This window comes from Microbacterium sp. R86528, from assembly GCF_044596335.1.
Lineage (GTDB): Bacteria > Actinomycetota > Actinomycetes > Actinomycetales > Microbacteriaceae > Microbacterium > Microbacterium marmarense.
This window is the reverse complement of record NZ_CP138996.1, coordinates 2,221,759-2,240,543: the sequence shown is the minus strand read 5'-3', so window position 1 is coordinate 2,240,543 and position 18,785 is coordinate 2,221,759. Positions and strand designations below refer to the sequence as shown.

Below are 18,785 nucleotides of genomic sequence, written 5' to 3'. Positions count from 1 at the left end.
CCTTGGCATGAAACTGCGTCTCGCCTAGAATAAAACTCAGTACCAGCCCCAAAGGAGATCCCATGGCCGATGCATCACCGTACACGCCCCCGGTCGAGGACTACTCCTTCTTATTTGCAGACGCATTCGGAGTCGATCTGGTCGCACGCGCCACTGACGGCGCGTTGACGGCCGAAGACGCAACCGACATCATCGCTGGCGCGGGCGACTTCGCCGCATCCGTCATCGCTCCGCTTCAGACACTGGGCGACACCGCGGGTGCACGTCTCGAAGACGGTCAGGTGACGCTGCCCGAGGGCTTCGCCGCGGCCTACCGCGCGTTCGTCGAAGCAGGTTGGGTCAGCGCAGAGGCGCCAGAGTCTGCGGGCGGAGACGGATTGCCCGGCGCAGTCCGTGCGGGCCTGGGCGAGATCTGGAACGCCTCGAACGCTGCGTTCGCGCTGTGCTGGCTGCTCTCCCAAGGCCAGATTCATGCTCTGGATGCTGCCGCTTCCCCTGAGATCCGCGAGACCTTCCTCACCAAGCTGGTATCGGGTGAGTGGACCGGCACGATGAATCTCACGGAGCCTGAAGCGGGAACTGACCTCGGCGCCATTCGCTCGATTGCGACGCCGAAGGACGATGGCAGCTGGGCGATCCGAGGGCAGAAGATCTTCATCACGTGGGGTGACCACGACGTCGCAGACAACATCGTGCACCTCGTTCTCGCCCGCACTCCGGGTGCCCCCGACGGCGCCAAAGGCCTCTCACTCTTTGTGGCCCCGAAGTTCCTCGTGAATGACGACGGGTCCCTTGGAGATCGCAACGCCATCACGACGGTCGCCATCGAACACAAACTCGGCATCCATGCCAGCCCCACCTGCGTGCTCTCGTACGAAGACGCCACGGGCTACCTTGTCGGCGAGGTCGGCGGCGGGCTTGCGGGCATGTTCGTCATGATGAACTCAGCGCGAGCAGGAATGGGCTTCCAGGCCACCGGCATTGCGGATCGCGCGTACCAGCAAGCGAATACCTACGCCTCGGAGCGTTTGCAAGGCCGCGCGCTCGATCGGCCCGCGGGCGCGCCGATCGCCGAGCATCCCGACGTGCGGCGTCTGCTGCTGTCGATGTCAACGAAGATCTTCGCAATGCGCGCGCTTGGCGTCTACGTCGGCGATCTTCTTGACCGCGGCGAATCTGACCCCGCCGCATCCACTCTCGGCGACTTCTTCGTTCCGATCCTCAAGGGCTGGACGACAGAGGATGCACAGCAGGTGACCAGCGAAGCAGTCCAGGTGTACGGCGGTATGGGCTTCATCGAAGAGACCGGCGCTGCTCAGTACTACCGCGACGTGCGCATCACCACGATCTACGAGGGCACGACAGCCGTCCAGTCGAACGATCTCGTGGGGCGCAAGCTGATCCGTGACAACGGTGCTGCCGCCGGTGAACTATTCGACAGCATTGATGAGACGGTCATCAAGCTGCGTTCACTGGATCATCCCACTGCGTCACGCACCGCCGAGCGGCTCAGCCGCGCCGTGGCCGCATCACGTCGCGCGACCGCCGATCTCTTGGGATTTGCCGATTCACCCCGCGATGCCTACGGCGTCAGCGTGCCATACCTGATGCTTCTCGGCACCCTTTCGGGTGGATGGATGCATGGTCTCGCCGTCGCCGCCGTGCTCGAGAGCGCGGCGCCGTCGCCCTCAGATGCGTCGCGATTGGTCGCCGCCGACTTCTATGGCTCGCACCACCTGCCGCGCGTGTACGCGCTGGCCGAGACCGTGGCTGGTGGCGAGATCGCCTGAGAAGATCGGCGCTGGCGTCGCCGATCTTCTATGCTGACGGGCGTGAACTCTCCCACTGGTGAACAGTTTCTGCTCGACGACGGCCACGTGCGTGTCGAGATCGGCGCGCTGGCTGCGGTGTTGCGAGAAGTACGGGTCGGTGGTGTGCGAATCACCGAGTCCGTACCCGCGCATACCCTGCCTTCGCACGGTTGCGGCATCGTGCTGGCGCCCTGGCCCAACCGCGTCAAAGACGCTCGTTGGCTGCTCAACGGCAGCGTTCAACAGCTAGACGTCACTGACGCCTCGAGGGCCAGCGCGATACACGGCCTGCTCCGCAATACCGCCTACAGCGTGCGTGAGCGTGACGACCGCTCGCTCACCCTGGCTGCCACTGTGTTCCCACAGCATGGCTGGCCGTTCACGCTCGATACCTGGGTCACCTATGCACTCGAAAACGATGGCATCTCGGTGACGCACGGTGCGACTAACCACAGCGCGGCGAGCGCGCCCTGGGCTGTGGGAGCGCATCCGTATTTTCGCGTCGGCGAGAATCCGACCGACGAACTGACAGTTCGGATTGCCGGTGACACGCGCCTGGAGCTTGACGACCGCTTGAACCCGATCGCCGAGCACAGCGTTGCTGGCACTGAATTCGACCTGCGATCGCCGCGATCGCTCGCTGGCGCAGACTTCAACGTGGGGTTCGGCCAGCTGCACAACCGCGAAGAGCGCCAAGAAGTGGCATGGATCGAAGCCGCCGACGGATCGGCAACGTCGGTGTGGGCCGACCCTGCCTTCGGCTGGCTGCAGCTGTTCACCCCCGATGACTTTCCCGGAAAAGAGGGACCACACCGAGCCATTGCGCTCGAGCCGATGACTGCACCGCCCGACGCTCTGAACTCCGGCACCGACCTGCACTGGCTCGAACCCGGCGAGAGCTTTGAATCGTCCTGGGGCGCTCGCTACCGCGGACCGCAGCGCTGAGCCGACAGGTTAGCCCGCCGAGCAGCAGGGATCGGCATGTCTGACCGCGCAGGATGGCTATGCTGGGCGCTGGAATGAGGTGAGCGCCGCGTGGACGTCGACGACAACATCAATTCAGCCAATGCGGGCAGAAACCCACGAATAACAGTGCAGCTGCGCAAGCTCGTCGCCGCAATGTCGAACTCGGTCGCCCTTCGCGGGCTCGCCGGACTGCTCGCAGGCACGGCCGTATTGCTGTTGCCAACGGTTACCACCGCGCTCGTCACGTTCATCCTGATCGCATTTCTCGCTTTCAGCGGCATCACAGACCTGTTCTACGCGGTGACGGGTCGTCGCTGGTTTGGGCGCCGGCTGAGCCGATGGCTTGCCGTGCCGCGAGGTCTCGCCGCGACGATCATCGCCGCACTTCTGGGGTTTCTCGCCTATGCGGGAACGACAGAACTCACGCTGACGTTCGCGGTCAGCCTTGCCGGCATCTACGTCGGCATCCGCGGTGTGATGTCGCTAGTCTCGGCTTTTCTCAATCGGCGCACCAAAGATCCGCTGCCTCCTGCTGCGGGCGGGTCACTGGCGGTCATCCTCGGCGTGCTCGCCGCGTTCGTACCCGCGTCGCTGGTTTCGAGCGTCATTGTTGCCGCGGCAACGGCCAGTCTTGTCGTCGGCCTGATCCTGGTGTCGTGGAGCCTGCGCAACAACGTGCGGAGCTCAAAGCTAGACCCAGAGACGGCATCGATCCCCGAATTAGTGTGGGACTGGATCGAAAACTCCGACATCGGACGCAAAGAGCGGGCTGTGCAGGCGGGAACGCTCTATCTTGAGCAGCCACAGCGACTGACGAAAATGGGCACCTGGTGGATCATGCTGGTGCTCTCAGTCGCGATTGCGACCTTCGCGGTGCTCGCAGACTCGACAGCCGTGATCATCGGAGCCATGCTGGTCGCACCGCTCATGACCCCGATACTGGGGCTCGCTGGTGCTCTCGTCAACGGATGGGGACGCAGAGCATTCGAGTCTGCCGCCTTGGTCGTGCTGGGCGCTGTGGTTTCGATTGCTCTCGCCTATGGTCTCGCTGCGTGGGCGCCAGTCGCGATCGCATATTCAACGAACTCGCAGATCGTGTCTCGAGTGTCTCCGAACATCGTCGATATGCTGATCGCCCTCGCGGCGGGTGCAGCGGGGGCCTTTGCGACAGTGAATGCCCGCGTCGCGAGCGGGATTGCAGGTGTCGCCATTGCCGTCGCGCTCGTGCCACCGCTCGCCGTTGTAGGCGTCTGCCTCTATGGCGCGCGTTTCGAAGATGCCGGCGGCGCCACGCTGCTGTTCCTCACCAACTTCGTCGCGATCGTTCTCGCGGCAGCGACCGTTTTCGTGCTCACCGGTTTCGCGCGACCCTATGCCCTTCGCAATCGCCCGCGGCAGCTGATCAAGACAATGGGTCCATTCGTCGCCCTCGCCGGAATCATCTTGCTGCCGCTCATGCTGACCTCTGAGGGGCTATTGCAAAGCCAGACCCGCGAACGTGACGCCCAAAACACCGTGGAGGATTGGTTAGGCGACGATACAGAGTTCGTCATCAGCGCGGTTGACGTCGCGGGCAACGACGTTGACGTGACGATTACCGGCCCTGGTGACCCGCCGTCGGCGAACGATCTGTACGACGCGATGCAGCAGGACTTTGTCGACCCCATCACGCTCGAACTCACTGTCGTTCCCGTCGAGATCACGGTCATTCCGACACCGACACCGACGCCCACACAGACGCCCACGCCCACACCCACACCCACACCAAACAGCTAGGGGCGCGAAGAGAGCAACACGTGGGGTCTTCTAAGCTCGACTCATGAAGCGAACTGCTGGAGTGGCTGCGGCGACAGGAATCCTTTTGATTTCAGGCTGCGCGGCCAGCCCGGCCGAAACGCCGCAAGGCAGCGATCTTCCAGACTCGATTCTCTCCATCATGGAACAGCCCGTGTATGAGGAGGGCGTATGGGGTTTGTCGGTCGTTGACGTAGAGACCGGCGATGTCGTGCTCACGCTCAATCCTGACGAGAAGTTTCTCACCGGCTCTACGGCCAAGATTCTCTCTGTCACGGCAGCGCTGGAAGTTCTTGGGGCCGACGCCACCTTCACAACCCCGGTCGTCGCAGTCGGAGAGGTTACCGAAGGCACCTTGCACGGCGACCTGGTGCTGCGTGGCTCGGGTGATCTCACCCTCGGTGGACGCACGATGGCAGACGGCACAATCGAAGTGCCGATATTCGATCACTACGACGCCAACGCCCTTCCTGGACTTGCGACTCTCAGCTCTCAAGACCCGCTCGCGGGGCTGAACGAACTCGCGCAGCAGGTGGCCGCGGCTGGAATCGATCGTGTTGACGGCGAGGTGCTGGTTGATGACCGACTGTGGGATCCAGTCATCGTCGATGACGTTCCCATCTCACCGATCGTCGTCAACGACAACCTCGTCGATCTCGTGCTCACACCCGCCCCCACTGTCGGAGACGCCGCGACGCTCGAGTGGCTGCCGCAGACCGCTGCGTACGACGTCGAAACAACGGTGACGACCGGCAGTGCCGACAGCGGGATTGACATCACGATCACGGAAGATCCCGAAGGAACACTCGTTGCCACCGGCTCCGTGCCGCTGGGCGCCGAACCGGTGGTGCAGACATTCCAGGTCGAAGACCCCGCGATCTGGGCGCGAACGTTGTTCATCGAAGCGCTGGAGCGCGCCGGAATAGAGGTGGCTGCCGACGTCGTCACAGCGAGCGCAGCATCCCTGCCTGAGACGGCCGTGCTCGACGCCGCGACGCCCATCGCTGAGTTCACATCGCCGCCGTTCTCTGAAACCGCTCGGCTGATCAACAAGGTCAGCCACAACCTAGGCGCCAACCAACTACCGCTGCTGTTGGCAGTGGATGCTGGCGAGCGCACCCTCGAAGCGGGCTTGACTATCGAACTCGGGGTGCTCGAAGCGGCCGGAGTCGACGCCGGTGATGTTGATATCACCGACGGCCAGGGGCTAGAAGGCAACCGGATCACCCCCGCCGCGATGACGACGTATCTGCGGCACCTGACCACGACTTCCACGTTCCAGACGTTCTACGACTCGACCCCTATTCTCGGCGTCGATGGATCGCTGGCGACTGTTCTTCCCGAAGGCGACCCCGCAATCGGCATGGCCCACGCCAAGACCGGCACTCTGGTGGCCGAGGGAACAAGCTCCGCGTTTGTTTTGGAAACGAAAGCGCTCGCGGGCTTCGTCGAGACCGCTGCCGGGCGAAACCTTGCGTTCGCCGTCTTCGTCAACGACGTGCCCGTCGATGACATATCAGCAATCTTCCAAGCCAACAATGACCTCGGCGCGATTGCGTCTCAGCTCTACCAGCTGTACTAGTTCAGCCGGTCAGGGCGCGGTCGCAAGAGCGTCTGAAGCGACACGTGTGATCGCTCGCCGCTCGGCGTCGCTGTCGCACAGGTCGAGCGCGCGGTCGAAGGCTGAGCGTGCTTCTTCGAGGCGCCCTGCGTTCGCGAGCATATCGGCACGGGCGAGGTGAAAGTAGTGGTACGTCGCGAGGTCATCGGCGATGGGTTCAAGCAATTGCAGCCCCGCATGGGGTCCGTCAGCAAAAGACGCTGCGACCGCCCCGTTCAGCTCGACGACCGGTGACGGTTCCACTCGGGCCAACACCGCATACAACCGCTGAATCGTTGACCAGTCTGTGTCGCCGAACGTAGGCGCGGTCGAATGCGCGGCCGCGATCGCCGCCTGCAGTTGATACGTTCCCACGCGGCGCTGCTGCAGTGCGCGCCCAAGCAGCCGCCGTCCGTTCTCGATCGCGCTCCCATCCCACAGCTCACGATTTTGATCCCTGAGCAACACGACCTCGCCTGCGTCATCGAGGCGCGCCGGACGACGCGCATCAGTGAACGCGAGCAGCGCCGCAAGCCCCCAGGTTTCTGGCTCATCAGGAAGCAGATCACATATGCAAGAGGCGAGCCAGCGCGCCTCATCGCAGAGATCTCCGCGGATCAACTGCTCGGCGGGCGCGGCATGCCCCTGAGAGAAGATCACGTACACGACCTTCAGCACCTCGTGCAGCGAGTCGCTCAAGCGCTCCCGATCGGGCACCTCGAACGGCACTCGAGTGGCCGCGATCTTCTTCTTCGCTCGCACAAGGCGCTTCGCCATTGTCGGCTCCGGAATCAAGAAGGCTCGGGCGATGGATGCTGTGGGCAACCCGACCACATAGCGCAACGTGAGGGCCACGCGCGCTGACTCATCGAGCGCGCGGTGGCAGCATCCAAAGATCATCGCGAGCAGGTCGTCGTCGATCGCGCCTCGATCGCGTTGGGGTCTCGAGATGATCGCGCGCACATCGTCTTCGCGCCCGGCCCAGCGCACATCACGTCTGATCTGATCGATAGCCCAGCGCCGCGCGACCGTCAGTAGCCACGCCCCGGGAGCATCGGGAACGCCGTCGGCTTGCCATCGCTCAGAAGCTCGCTCAAACGCCTGTTGGGCGGCGTCTTCTGCCAAGTCGAGATCGCCGAGGTCAGCTCGCAGGGTCGCCACAAGACGCGGCCACTGCGCGCCGAAGACCTCGGCGATCTCGGCGTGCGGCATCGGCGCTACTGCATCGCCGACACGTCGAAGACCGGGCGGATCTCGACGGAGCCATAGCCCACGTTGGGGATCTTCTCGGCCCAGGCGATGGCGGCGTCGACGTCGGCGACGTCGAGCACATAGAAGCCCCCGAGGTACTCTTTGGTCTCAGCGAACGGGCCGTCGGTGGCTACTGTTCTGCCGTCACGAACGCGAATAGTCGTCGCGGTCTCGACCGGGTGAAGAGCTTCACCGGCGACGAAGACGCCTGCATCTTTGACCATCTGGTCGAACGCGAACCATTCGCCCATCTCGGCCGCCTCTTCGGGCGTGCCGGGCTGCGGGCCAACTTCGGGGGCGCTGGTGAGTAGAAGCATGTACTGCATGGGGTGTCCTCTCGATCTGGGGGCCGCTCATTGCGACCCCTCACTGAAGCGACGAATACCAGTCGACCACATGGACACTTCGATCACATCAAATTTTTGATGGCTGTTGTGCGGGCAGCGAGGCGAGGGTGAACTGTGCGGCGGTGTGGGCACCCTTGACGAGCACGAGCACTTCATCGAACAGGCGCTCACGCGATCGCGAGACGTTGCCTGCATACACTCCCGGCTCGCTCTCCACAGCGCGCAGGATGTGGCCGTCTGCCCACACCTGCACGTTGGCCGTGTCGGACAATACGCGTACGACCACGCGCCACGCCCGCCCGGCGGCAGTGATCTCAACCTCGTGCGCGACGCTGACCGCCTCGAGTTCATCGGTGCTGTTACGAGCTGGAACGATCTGGTTGCTCGGCAAACTGGGAGTCAGGAACGCCGCCACTCGGCGCTTGCTGGCCTGCTCATACGCACGCGCAACATCGATCAATCGGTCGTCGCTGTAGGCCGGGCCTGCGAAGGTGAGCCCGACGGGCATTTGCGTGTCTGCCATGCAGCCCATCGGCACGGTGACAGTGGGAATGCCCAAGTGGCGAATCACGCGGTTGCCATTGGAGTAGACGACACCGTTTCTCGTGGCGGCTTCCATGCTCTCAGCGCGCGCAAAGAGGTCCGCGCGGCCGACGTCACCGGCGGCGGGGAACACGATCGCGTCAAGGTTGAGAGTCAGCATCCACTCTTCGAGATCTTCTTTTCGCGCTCTTTCGAGCCCTCGAAGCAAGTGGTCAAGCCCAGGCACATCGTCATAAGAGCGGGGAAGCCCCTGTTTGACGAGCTCTGCCAACCGCTGCCAGTCGAAGCCGCCGCGCGCACGCGTGATCCATACCGGCAGCGGAGCGGTATCGATAGGAAAGACGGTGTCACCGTCGACATCTGCCCAGGTGTTCAGCTCTGCGTCGTCGTTGACACGCAAGAACTCGTCTAAGGCCATCGCGGTGATCGTGCCGCCCTCAATCGCTCGCCACGTAGGCGGCACCAACCCGCGAGCAACCAGACCATCAGCGCTTGGCCGATCCTCTTCGTAGTTCGACACGGCGGGAAAATCCACCTCGACCACTTCGGCACCGAGATCGCGCAGATCGGCGGCCGCGCGGTGCCAGAGCAGTCGCACGCTGTCTCTGATGGCGGGCGGCTCGAGTGGTTCGAGGTCTTCTCCGATGAACAGCTTCGGAACCCCGATGCGCAGCCCATCCAAACGCGCGGGCCGTTGGCGCGCAAGCGGACGCGGCAGCACCTCGGCCGGTGACGGCAGCACCACCGTGTTCTGCAACCGCCAGAAGTCTCCGGTGGGATCATCGTCGTCGACGGCAAGCACCTCGAGCAGCGCAACAAGGTCGTCGATCGTGCGGGTATGGGGAACGACGACATCGCAGGTCGGCCGCAACGGCCAGTTTCCACGAATTGAAATGACTCCGCGCGAGGGCGTGTAGGCAACCAGTGCATTGTTCGAGGCTGGCGCACGCCCCGACGAGACGGTTTCTTCGGCCATGCCGAACGCGCACATGCTGGCGGCCGTTGCGGTACCGGAACCGTTTGACGATCCAGAGCCGTACGCCGCCGTGATGTAGTCGGGGTTGTAAGGGCTGCGCGCGTAGTCGTAGACGCCCGGCTGTATGCCGCCAGCTGCCATCGGCGGCATGTTCGTCTTACCCAGTAGGACCGCGCCAGCGGCGCGCAACAACGCTACGCTCGCTGCATCTTCGGTGGCGACCAGGTCGGCGAGCGCCGGACTGCCCGCTGCCACGGTCATGCCCTTCACCTTGTAGCTGTCTTTCACGGTGAAGGGAATTCCCTCGAGCGGGCCACCATTGCCTTCGCGGCGACGACGATCCGACTCGGCTGCTTCGCGCAGGCAGTCGGGGTTGAGCACAGCGATCGCATGCAAACACAGACCGGTGCGGTCGTAATACGCAATGCGATTCACGTATGCGCAAACCAGATCGATGCTCGTCAGCACGCCCGCGTCGAGCGCTTCCCGCATCTCGCCGATGCTCATCTCGACAACGTCAAAAGCATTCATGACCGCAGTCTGCCAGGTTGTCGTTGCTGGTTCGTGACGTGGTGCTCGCCACTTCGAATGCGGTGAACATTCTATGGAAGAAGCCAAGAAGCGTTCCACCGCAACCAAAAGTGACTTCAAAGGGCCTACGCTCCCGAATATGGGATCGCACATAGAACCATCTGAGTTGCGAAAGTTCATCGCGTACACCGAGAACAAGGTGTCGCCCAAGGCCGCAGCAAATCTCTATGGTCGCGCTGAGATGCTCGCCAAGATGCCGATGCGCGTGCAGCAGTGGATCGTGGCCCACGCCAAAGGCGATGAATACATGGGGTTCATCGTGGATCCCTACTGCTTCTTTTTGGCCTACGAGATCACCGACGCGGATGCTGCCAGCCGGTTGCTGCCTTCGGGCTATCGCCTCGTTCAGACCGCGATGTTTGCCGGCGAAACCCCTCGTCATTGCGCGATTGTCGGAGCGTTCAATGTGCGCACGTCGGTGTTCGGCGGCGCTCGCGTCGAGCTCTATGTGATCGCCGAAAACGTCACCACCGGCATGCTGACGTGGGTCATCTGCGATTACGAATCCAACACCATCAACTACGACCCCGGTGAAGGCTTCTCTGCCGCCACCACCAGCCAAGCAGTGATCACCACGTCGCACCGGGGCGATGTCATCATCGACGTGCGAAGCAAAGAGCGATCAAACAGCCTTGCTGTCACCGCGGCCGTTCCTGCCGGCGTCATGCAGCCACTTGATCAGCGCCTATGGGTCGATGGCAACCTATCTGTGGATTACGGCGGACGGCTGATGCACGAAGGGTCTGATGCGTTCGGACTGGTCTTCGATCCCGGCGAGATGGAGAAGGCGCTTCGCATCCCATTCGACGCGTTGAGCGTGGAGCTCAATACCTTTGGTGCCGACTTCATGGCGAACGAGCCGTTCGAGGCGGCGTGTTTTCCGTTTGCTCAGCACTTCGTCACCACGAGCTACCCGCAGGCAAGTCCGATTCACGATCAGCACACGTTGGAAGAAGCCGTGCGCTCGCACCTCGCCTATGGTCGGTCGTCCGCAACAGGATCGCCGGCCACCGATAAAGCGTCGTGATGTTGCTCGAGGCTCCCTGGATTGAAGCTGGAGCGACCTGCTGACGCGGTCAGTGATCCCACTTGCGTCGCCGCCTCACCCTCGACCGGGCATATTCAGATCGTCAGGGTCGACCTCGACGTCGCCGGTGTCATCTGGGCCACCCGTGCCCGGGACGGCTCGTACGTCGTCTGGATCGATGTCTGAATCAGTTGTCTCAGGCAGCGGGTCGCGCTGCTTTTGTTCGGTCTCGACCTCGCTTGCAGGGCTGTAGGCACGGTCCTTCGTGACGGACGCGCTCTCGGCGGGCTGCCCCTGCCGAGGAGGCGGCGGCATCTCGTCGGTCTCACCGGCGGCAACATTCATCTTCTTATCTGGGTCCATGTGCCCGAGGTTATTCGCGCCGACCACGCACGCCGACCGGCTTGACAAACTGGGCCGCATCCGATCGAGAAGACGCGCTATGAACGCGACTCAGCCGCTGGCGCTGAGACGCTGATTCGAGCTTGTGCGCATTCCGCGAGGGGGCTAGCGGTCTGTTTGTCAAGCCCTCGCGTCTGCGGCGGCGTCGTACGTGACGGGTGCATCGTTTGTCGTCGATGGGGGGATGCTGCAGATGGGCCCCCAGGCGGGTTCGCACATCGAGAGCGGCGAATGGCGCAGCGCGGGCTGACTTAGGGCGCTTCATTCTGCTCGGTAAGCTGACTTCCCAGCGAAGGGAACGTCGACTATGAGCAACGCAACCGCCCCATCAGCGATCGATACCGCTCACCTGCGCACGGCTATCCAGATCGCGAACGAGTCTGTCGCTGCTGGAAACCACCCCTTCGGGGCAGTGCTCGCTGATCCCGACGGCACCGTGGTGCTCAGTGCGCAGAACTCAGTAGTCACCGAACGCGACGTCACGTGCCATGCCGAGACGAATCTGGTGCGCCTGGCGATGCGCAGGTACGACCCCGATCAGCTGGGCAGTTTCACCCTTTACACCAGCTGCGAACCGTGCGCGATGTGCGCCGGAGCGATCTATTGGTCTGGGATCGGACGTGTCGTGTTCGCACTCGGTGAGACCACGCTGTACGAACTCACCGGCATCAATCCCGACAACCCCACGCTCGCGGTGCCGTCACGCGTGGTGTTCGGCGGAGGTCAGCGCAGCACCGAAGTCGTGGGGCCCGCTCTCGAAGACGAAGCGGCAGTCGCCCACGAATCATTTTGGCGATGACACGCAAATTCGCGTTGGACTAGCTTCGCAGCTCGTTGAGCGCGTTGGTGGCCCGCGCCACTTCAAGTCCGAATTGCGACCTCAATTCGGCGCCAATGCCATCATCAGCCGATGCCGTCTGCTCAATCCTCACCAGCAACGCAGTGAGGTCGCGAAGGCCGAGAGAACCAGCGCTGCCCTTCAGCTTGTGCACCAGGTGCGGGAACGACGCAGAGAGCCCGTCGCGCAAGAGTTCGGCTTCGATATCGGCGCACTGTTTCTCAAACTCTTTCACCAGTGAACGATAGACCTGGTAGTCGAGCTCACCCAGAAGTGCACGAGACTCGGGGTCGACAACGATCGTGGCGTCGGCGTGTGTATCGGTGCCAGCCTCGGCCAAGGCTCGCTGCCCTGGGCGAATTTCAGAGAGCGCCGACACAATGTCGTGTTGCCTGAACGGCTTGCTCAGGAATCCATTCATTCCCGCCTGCTCGGACGCTCTCTGCACGTCTTCTGACACGCTCGCGGAAAGCGCGATGATCGGAACCTGTGACGACGGCGAGGCCAACGCACGTATTCGGCGCGTCGCTTCGAGCCCATCGAGCTGAGGCATATGTATGTCCATCAGAATGACGTCCCACGAACCCTCACTCGCTGCGGCAACAGCCCTCATCCCGTTGTCTACCACGACAACGTCGTGGCCGAGCTTGCTCAAGACGAGCATCGCCGTCTTCTGGTTGATGTCGTTGTCTTCAGCCAGCAGCACTCGAAGCGACAATGCGCCTGACTGCGTGTCGATCGGGGTTTGGACGCTTTGGCCGAGCGCCTCTCTCAACACGCGGCGAAGCGCGGGGCGCACGACTGGCTTGTTCAGTACCCCAGCGAAGATTGCTTGATCACCGTCATCAAGCGAAACACCGACGCTCGACAGCAACACGAGCGGCACGGCCTCCCAGCCGGCGATGGTGCGGATCCGACGAGCAATCTCGACGCCGTCAGTACCAGGAAGGATCATGTCTAGGATCACGACATCGGGCACTCGTATATCGTCGATTCGCTGCCATAGATCCTCCGCACTCGAAGCCGTCTCGCTAGTGATTCCGACACGCTCAAGCTGTGCGGTGGCGATGCGCAGGTTCGTGTCGTTGTCGTCGATCACGAGGGCACTTCGCCCCAAGAGCGCCGCGTCGCCGGCGCTCAGAGCCTTCGGCGGCACGGGGGCCGAGCTGACCGGAATGGTCACTCTGAATTCGGAGCCTTGCGCGACCTCGCTGCGCACACTGATATCGCCCCCCATGCGTTCAGCCAGCGCTTTGCTGATAGCAAGACCGAGCCCAGTGCCCCCATACATGCGAGTTGTCGATGAATCGACCTGCGAGAACGACTGAAACAGTCGATCCAGGCGGTCTTCGGGAATTCCGATGCCTGTGTCTATGACGCGGATGCAGGCCTCGTGGCCACCATCGGCCAACGGGGTCGCTGAGGCGCGCACCGTGACGGCACCCTTTTCAGTGAATTTGATCGCGTTCGCGACCAAGTTCACAAGGATCTGGCTGGTGCGAGTCTGGTCGCCCTGCACCCAATCCGGAAAGCTCTCGCGGATATCACATACCAGCTCGATGCCTTTCGAATCAGCCGCATAGGCGAGGATCTCGATCGCATGCTCCACCGTCGAGTGCAAGCTAAACGGCCGGCGCTCCAGCACAAGCGCATCGGACTCGATCTTCGAGAAGTCCAAGATGTTGTTAATGAGGTCGAGAAGCAGGTCGCCACTGCGGCGCACCGTTTCGACGTAGTCACGTTGGGTGCGGTCAAGCTTGGTATCGAGCAAGAGACCGGTCATTCCGATAACAGCGTTCATCGGCGTTCGTATCTCATGGCTCATGGTGGCGAGAAAAGCTGACTTTGCCTCGGTCGCCGCGAGGGCTTGCTGGTGTGCTCGCTCGAGTTCCGCGTTGAGACTCAAGGCATCACGGCGCAGCCGGTTCAGGAGGCCGAGTGTAAGAAAGAAGCGGACTGCCCCGAGCGCGAGCGCAACGATCGCCGAGAGCAAGGCGAGCGATGACAACGGCACAAAAACTCCGACAAGCAAGACAACCAGCGACATCGCGAGAAAAACGTAAGGTAGGGCTGCAACTACCGCAGAGCGCCCGCTGCCTGGCCCCGGAGCGGGTTTCGAGGTCCAGGCGCCCAGAGCAAACAGTATGAGCGCCACAGGCCACAGCAGGTCTGCTCGCACCGGCACCCTCAGCCCACCGGGCAGCATCTCAGCTGCAATGAGCGCGTTGGCAACCGCACCGATCAAGAGCCCGACAAGCATCAGCCAGAATGCTGGCGTTGGCCGCCTGCGTAGTGACGTTAGCGCACCGACAAGCGCGCCCAAGATCATCAGGGGCCAGGCGACAGTAAACACGACCATCAAGTCGCCTACTCGAATTTCAGGAAAGGGCCTGAGAACGAGCGCGCCACTCACCGCGATCAGCCCTGTCGCCGCGATCAGTGAATCGAGCGTCACCGCGAGCGAAGCTGCGCTAAGGCGCTGCCAGACGAGCAGACCGATCGCCGCGACGAACAACACTGCAAAAGCGCTGTCGAGGATCACGCTCAGCCACGCACTGTTGGGATTGGGCGACTGCTGCGCTAACAGCCAGACCAGCGCGTCTCCCAGTACAAACAATCCGGCACCCGCCGCCAGTGTCGCCCACGTCGCCCGCTCGCGTCGGACGAGCAGCGCTCGGCACGCAATGAGCAACACCGCTGCAGACTCCACTAGCAGGTAGGCAACCGCGCCAAACGCTCCCACCGGAGCGGCTCCTGGCACGAAGATCCATCCGACAAGCGCCAAGAAGACTGCTATGGCCACCGCGAACACGGCAACAATTGGTCGCGGCATCCCACCGGAGATTTCCAGAGACATGCGCCACCCCGCCCCTCTATCTCTTTTCGGCCGCGGAGTTGCTCCGCAAAAGTTTCTTGCCGGATTACGTATGTCGAATAGTATCGGCAGAACACAGCGAGGCGGAGGCCAAGTGTCAGGGTTCAACGACAGCTCCACGCCGAGCGCAGGCGCGCCAACACCGTCCAGCCAGAATGGCGGTCGAGTGTTGAATATTGGCTTCGTCTCGGCTTTTCCTCCCGGGCAGAACAGTCTCAATGAGTACGGCTACCACTTCGTCTCGCACCTCTCACGCCACGAGCGCGTGAAAACAGTGACGCTGTTCGCCGACGAGACCGTAGATGGTCCACCGACGCCGATGCGGGGCGTGGACGAGATTGTCGCGTGGCGATTCAATGCGCTCGGCAACCCGGTGCGGCTTCTACGTGCGATCCGCAAGGCGCGTCCAGACGCGTTGCTGTTCAATCTTCAGTTCGCGACGTTCGGCGATACTCGCGTGGCCGGCGCCCTCGGGCTCCTGGTTCCTGCGCTGGCGAGACTCACCCGCATCCCTGTGGGCGTGATCTTGCACAATCTCGCTGACAACGTCGATATGCAAGATGCCGGATTCGCAGGCTCCGCACTTGCTGCAAAAGTGATGAAGCTCGCCGGGCGGGTGCTCACGCGTGCGCTGCTGAAAGCCGACTATGTAGCGCTCACCATCCCGCGATACGTGGAGTTTGTGCGTGAGTCCTACGGCGCACGAAATGTGCTGCTCTCACCTCACGGAAGTTTTGAAGAGATCGCCGTGCCGTCGTTCAGTGTTCCCGATGGGGACCGCACGATTCTTGCCTTCGGCAAGTGGGGAACTTATAAGACCGTGGATGTGCTGATCGAGGCGTATCGCCAACTGCGTGACCGCGGCTACCGCGATCTACGACTGGTCATCGCGGGGACTGATAGCCCCAACGCACCGGGATATCTCGCGTCGATCGCCGAAGAGAACAGCGATCTCGAGGGTTTGGAGTTCACCGGCTACGTTGCCGAGTCCGATGTCGCGGGACTCTTCGGGAACGCAGAAGTTGTCGCGTTTCCGTACACGTCGACCACAGGAAGTTCAGGTGTGCTGCACCAGGCCGGCGAATACGGTCGGGCAGCCGTTTTGCCTCGGATCGGCGATCTGGTTGACATCATCGAAGAAGAAGGGTTCGCCGGGGAGTACTTCGAGCCCGGAGACACACAGAGCCTCGTTAACGCGCTCGCAACGGTGCTGGACTCGCCAGAGCGCCGGGAACAGCTGGGCAGACAGAACTATGCTGCGGCCACGGGTATCCCGATGTCAGAAGTCGTCCACTGGCACATGATCCACTTGCAGCGGCTGCTGGTGCGGAAGCGCCGATGACTGAACCAGCTGCGCGCAGGGAAGGCACCAGGGCCATCGTTTCTGGGGCTACGGTCCTGTCGATCGCCATGTTGCTGGCCAACATCGGCAACTATGCGCTCAACATCTTTCTTGGACGTGTACTGACGCCCGCTGAGTTCTCCGACGCAAACCTGATGGTCACGCTCATGCTGACCGCGACCGCGGTCGCTTTGGGTCTGGAGATGGTGACGGCGCGCTATACAAGTGTTGCGGAAGCGACGAAGAATCCTGGGGCGGCGGATCGCGTTGCCAGGTCGTTGCGCATCTGGGCCACCGCGGGAGGCATCCTGGTGGCCGTGATCCTGATCGCGCCAGCGCAAGCATGGTCTGAGTTGTTCCAGACCGAGTCGGCGTTGCCATTCATCATTCTGGGACTCGGAATCCCGTTCTATCTTCAACAATCCGTTGGCCGCGGAGTCATGCAGGGACGGCTCCGATTCGGACTGTTGGCAAGCACGTTCGTCATCGAGATGCTGACTCGGCTCGGCGTCGCCATAGCCCTAGTCGCTCTCGGGTGGGGAGTAACCGGCGCAACGATCGGGCTCTCAGCGTCGTTCGTGGTCACGTGGTTGTCGGTGACCATTCTGGCCCGCTCAAGCCATCGTGAACCCGCGCCAGCGATACCGATGCGCGAGGTCTCGGGCTACGCAGGATTCGTATCGGTCTTGCTCTTGGCACAGATGATCGCGAACAACAGCGATGTCCTCATCGCAAAAGTAGCGCTGACTCCGACCGATGCGGGAATCTATTCAGCGGTCGCCCTGGTAGGGCGGGCGGTGTTCTATCTGTCGTGGTCGATCGCGACCGTCGTCTTTCCGATTGTGGCAAGAAGGCATGCCGGAGGTAGCGACTCACGCCGCCTGCTGGGCGGCAGCATCGTGGTTATCGCCGCAATCGGACTGACATGCGCGGCAGGAGCGCTCTGGATCGGCGGTCCAGTGTTGGGTGTGGTGCTGGGGCCAACTTATGGCGACCTGTCGGTTCCTCTCGCGGCGTATGCAATCGCGACGACCATGTTCGCCGTCGCCAACCTTGTCGCGAGCGTGTTCCTCTCGCAGGGACAACTACGCCAGTCGGCCATTCTTCTCGGCGGAGCAATACTCCAGCTCATCCTCTTGCTCATTTGGCACGCCGACATAGCGCAGCTCATCGTGGTGCAGATCATTGCGATGTCGGTTCTGCTCCTCGTTCTCGCCATAGATGCGATAGCGCGAAGCCGCCGCACGAGCATCGTTGAAGAGAGGATCGCATGACGGAGGCCATCGACCGATACCAGGCCTACAAAACGTGGGTCAACACGCCAAACGCCGAACCGCCCGAAGTTTCTATCGTCATTCCCGCGTACAACGAAGAGATCCGAATCTTGCCGACGATCGGTGCGATCGCGACGCACATGAGCGCCCGAGGGCGACCGTGGGAGCTGATCGTTGCCGACGATGGGTCGACAGACACGACAGTACGCCTTGTCGAAGATCTCCAATTCGCAAATCTGGTGCTCCTCCGCGCGCCAGCGAACGCGGGCAAAGGCGATGCTGTGCGACGTGGCATGCTCGCCGCAAAAGGCAAGCTGGTGTTGTTTGCAGATGCCGACCAATCAACGCCCATCGAGCAATTCGAAGCGCTTGAAGCGAAGATCGCCGAAGGGTACGACGTCGCGGTCGGATCACGAAAAGCAGCGGGCGCCACCGTTCGCCACAAGAGCGTGCTCCGCCGAGTGCTCAGCTGGGGGCTTCACTCGCTAGTCAGTCTGCTCTTCGGGATCAAAGTGCTCGACACACAGTGTGGGTTCAAGCTCTTCACTGGCGCTGCCGCAGCCGAGCTGTTCTCGCAACAGAAGATTGACGGCTTCTCATTCGACCTTGAAGTGCTCTACTTGGCGGCAAAGTTCGACATGCGTGTTGCTGAAGTGCCTGTCGAGTGGATCGATGCCCCAGGTTCCACGGTGAGCGCGATCAGGGTTAGTCTCGCCTTCTTGGGCGATTTGGTGAAGATCAAGGTGCGAGACCTTTGCGGAGACTACCCGCAGTCCCGCAGCGGAGACAGCTCCGAGAGCAGAAAGGCGCACACATCATGAGGGTGAAAACCGAACAAGCGGGAGGTTCCGCAACGGTCGAACTCGCTGGTCGCTTCGATGCCAACGAAGTGGACGAGTTTCGACGAGCCATCGACGCTGTGCTCGGCAGCGCAACGACAAGCGTCGTGATCGACCTGTCGCAGGTCGTATTCATCGACTCGAGCGCTCTGGCTGAACTCGTGCGAGTGCACAAGGCAGCAGCTCAGTCGGGGGCGACGCTGACGCTGGGCACCCCGTCGACAGCCGTACGGGTGATTCTCGAGATCACCGATCTCGACAAAGTGTTCAACATCTCGGTCACCCCCGCTGCGGGGAACGCGGACTGAC

At 62.3% G+C, this 18,785-nt stretch carries 15 protein-coding genes and 1 pseudogene; 11 read left to right on the top strand and 5 right to left on the bottom strand.

Annotated features, from left to right (window positions below):
* Positions 1-62: 62 nt before the first annotated feature.
* From SJY18_RS10350 to dacB, 4 genes are all read left to right on the top strand, one after another.
* A complete protein-coding gene (locus SJY18_RS10350; protein ID WP_337336948.1) occupies positions 63-1,790 on the top strand; it encodes an acyl-CoA dehydrogenase in 1,728 nt (575 codons plus the stop codon).
* Positions 1,791-1,832: 42 nt separating this feature from the next.
* Positions 1,833-2,756, top strand: coding sequence for an aldose 1-epimerase family protein (locus SJY18_RS10345; RefSeq protein WP_396667494.1), 924 nt, complete (start codon positions 1,833-1,835; stop codon positions 2,754-2,756).
* Between the two features lie 90 nt (positions 2,757-2,846).
* Positions 2,847-4,553 carry a DUF389 domain-containing protein gene (locus tag SJY18_RS10340; RefSeq protein ID WP_396667493.1) on the top strand — a complete coding sequence of 569 codons (1,707 nt, stop codon included), beginning with the start codon at positions 2,847-2,849 and terminating at the stop codon, positions 4,551-4,553.
* 43 nt (positions 4,554-4,596) lie between these two features.
* Positions 4,597-6,153, top strand: a complete 1,557-nt coding sequence (dacB, locus tag SJY18_RS10335; protein ID WP_396667492.1) for a D-alanyl-D-alanine carboxypeptidase/D-alanyl-D-alanine-endopeptidase — start codon at positions 4,597-4,599, stop codon at positions 6,151-6,153.
* A 9-nt stretch (positions 6,154-6,162) separates the two neighbouring features.
* On the opposite strand, the gene SJY18_RS10330 is transcribed toward dacB, so the two are convergent.
* The 3 genes from SJY18_RS10330 to SJY18_RS10320 all read right to left on the bottom strand — a co-directional run bounded on the left by SJY18_RS10330 (position 6,163) and on the right by SJY18_RS10320 (position 9,819).
* Positions 6,163-7,383: an RNA polymerase sigma factor gene (locus SJY18_RS10330; protein ID WP_396667491.1), complete on the bottom strand. Its 1,221-nt coding sequence runs from the start codon at positions 7,381-7,383 to the stop codon at positions 6,163-6,165.
* Positions 7,384-7,388: 5 nt separating this feature from the next.
* On the bottom strand, positions 7,389-7,748 hold the full coding sequence (locus tag SJY18_RS10325) for a YciI family protein (RefSeq protein ID WP_337336943.1): 360 nt from the start codon (positions 7,746-7,748) through the stop codon (positions 7,389-7,391).
* An 88-nt stretch (positions 7,749-7,836) separates the two neighbouring features.
* A complete protein-coding gene (locus SJY18_RS10320) occupies positions 7,837-9,819 on the bottom strand; it encodes an amidase (RefSeq protein WP_396667490.1) in 1,983 nt (660 codons plus the stop codon).
* 139 nt (positions 9,820-9,958) lie between these two features.
* On the opposite strand from SJY18_RS10320, the gene SJY18_RS10315 reads away from it, so the two are divergent.
* Positions 9,959-10,906, top strand: coding sequence for a hypothetical protein (locus SJY18_RS10315; RefSeq protein WP_396667489.1), 948 nt, complete (start codon positions 9,959-9,961; stop codon positions 10,904-10,906).
* A gap of 75 nt (positions 10,907-10,981) precedes the next feature.
* Here SJY18_RS10315 and SJY18_RS10310 read toward each other — a convergent pair whose 3' ends face one another.
* Positions 10,982-11,269, bottom strand: coding sequence for a hypothetical protein (locus SJY18_RS10310; RefSeq protein WP_396667488.1), 288 nt, complete (start codon positions 11,267-11,269; stop codon positions 10,982-10,984).
* A 151-nt stretch (positions 11,270-11,420) separates the two neighbouring features.
* Here SJY18_RS10310 and SJY18_RS10305 point away from each other — a divergent pair.
* Together SJY18_RS10305 and SJY18_RS10300 are read left to right on the top strand one after the other, a co-directional pair.
* A pseudogene (locus tag SJY18_RS10305) lies at positions 11,421-11,558 on the top strand (SDR family oxidoreductase); the annotation flags it as partial.
* A gap of 57 nt (positions 11,559-11,615) precedes the next feature.
* On the top strand, positions 11,616-12,107 hold the full coding sequence (locus tag SJY18_RS10300) for a nucleoside deaminase (RefSeq protein ID WP_396667487.1): 492 nt from the start codon (positions 11,616-11,618) through the stop codon (positions 12,105-12,107).
* 19 nt (positions 12,108-12,126) lie between these two features.
* On the opposite strand, the gene SJY18_RS10295 is transcribed toward SJY18_RS10300, so the two are convergent.
* On the bottom strand, positions 12,127-14,979 hold the full coding sequence (locus SJY18_RS10295; protein WP_396667486.1) for a response regulator: 2,853 nt from the start codon (positions 14,977-14,979) through the stop codon (positions 12,127-12,129).
* Between the two features lie 136 nt (positions 14,980-15,115).
* On the opposite strand from SJY18_RS10295, the gene SJY18_RS10290 reads away from it, so the two are divergent.
* From SJY18_RS10290 to SJY18_RS10275, 4 genes are read left to right on the top strand one after another with little or no spacing between them, the layout of a single operon-like run.
* Positions 15,116-16,363 carry a glycosyltransferase gene (locus SJY18_RS10290; protein ID WP_337336936.1) on the top strand — a complete coding sequence of 416 codons (1,248 nt, stop codon included), beginning with the start codon at positions 15,116-15,118 and terminating at the stop codon, positions 16,361-16,363.
* Positions 16,360-17,637: an oligosaccharide flippase family protein gene (locus SJY18_RS10285; protein ID WP_396667485.1), complete on the top strand. Its 1,278-nt coding sequence runs from the start codon at positions 16,360-16,362 to the stop codon at positions 17,635-17,637. Before SJY18_RS10290 ends, SJY18_RS10285 begins: the two co-directional genes overlap by 4 nt.
* The gene (locus tag SJY18_RS10280) at positions 17,634-18,458 is read left to right on the top strand and encodes a dolichyl-phosphate beta-glucosyltransferase (protein ID WP_396667484.1); all 825 of its coding nucleotides are present in this window, start codon (positions 17,634-17,636) and stop codon (positions 18,456-18,458) included. Before SJY18_RS10285 ends, SJY18_RS10280 begins: the two co-directional genes overlap by 4 nt.
* Positions 18,455-18,784, top strand: a complete 330-nt coding sequence (locus SJY18_RS10275; RefSeq protein ID WP_396667483.1) for an STAS domain-containing protein — start codon at positions 18,455-18,457, stop codon at positions 18,782-18,784. Before SJY18_RS10280 ends, SJY18_RS10275 begins: the two co-directional genes overlap by 4 nt.
* Position 18,785 lies beyond the last annotated feature (1 nt).

Excerpts from the sequence above, each read along its gene's own strand:
- SJY18_RS10350 (WP_337336948.1), top strand. The coding sequence starts at position 63 with ATGGCCGATGCATCACCGTACACGCCCCCGGTCGAGGACTACTCCTTC.
- dacB (WP_396667492.1), top strand. The coding sequence starts at position 4,597 with ATGAAGCGAACTGCTGGAGTGGCTGCGGCGACAGGAATCCTTTTGATT.
- SJY18_RS10330 (WP_396667491.1), bottom strand. The coding sequence starts at position 7,383 with ATGCCGCACGCCGAGATCGCCGAGGTCTTCGGCGCGCAGTGGCCGCGT.
- SJY18_RS10325 (WP_337336943.1), bottom strand. The coding sequence starts at position 7,748 with ATGCAGTACATGCTTCTACTCACCAGCGCCCCCGAAGTTGGCCCGCAG.
- SJY18_RS10320 (WP_396667490.1), bottom strand. The coding sequence starts at position 9,819 with ATGAATGCTTTTGACGTTGTCGAGATGAGCATCGGCGAGATGCGGGAA.
- SJY18_RS10315 (WP_396667489.1), top strand. The coding sequence starts at position 9,959 with ATGGGATCGCACATAGAACCATCTGAGTTGCGAAAGTTCATCGCGTAC.
- SJY18_RS10310 (WP_396667488.1), bottom strand. The coding sequence starts at position 11,269 with ATGGACCCAGATAAGAAGATGAATGTTGCCGCCGGTGAGACCGACGAG.
- SJY18_RS10300 (WP_396667487.1), top strand. The coding sequence starts at position 11,616 with ATGAGCAACGCAACCGCCCCATCAGCGATCGATACCGCTCACCTGCGC.
- SJY18_RS10295 (WP_396667486.1), bottom strand. The coding sequence starts at position 14,979 with ATGCCGCGACCAATTGTTGCCGTGTTCGCGGTGGCCATAGCAGTCTTC.
- SJY18_RS10285 (WP_396667485.1), top strand. The coding sequence starts at position 16,360 with ATGACTGAACCAGCTGCGCGCAGGGAAGGCACCAGGGCCATCGTTTCT.
- SJY18_RS10280 (WP_396667484.1), top strand. The coding sequence starts at position 17,634 with ATGACGGAGGCCATCGACCGATACCAGGCCTACAAAACGTGGGTCAAC.
- SJY18_RS10275 (WP_396667483.1), top strand. The coding sequence starts at position 18,455 with ATGAGGGTGAAAACCGAACAAGCGGGAGGTTCCGCAACGGTCGAACTC.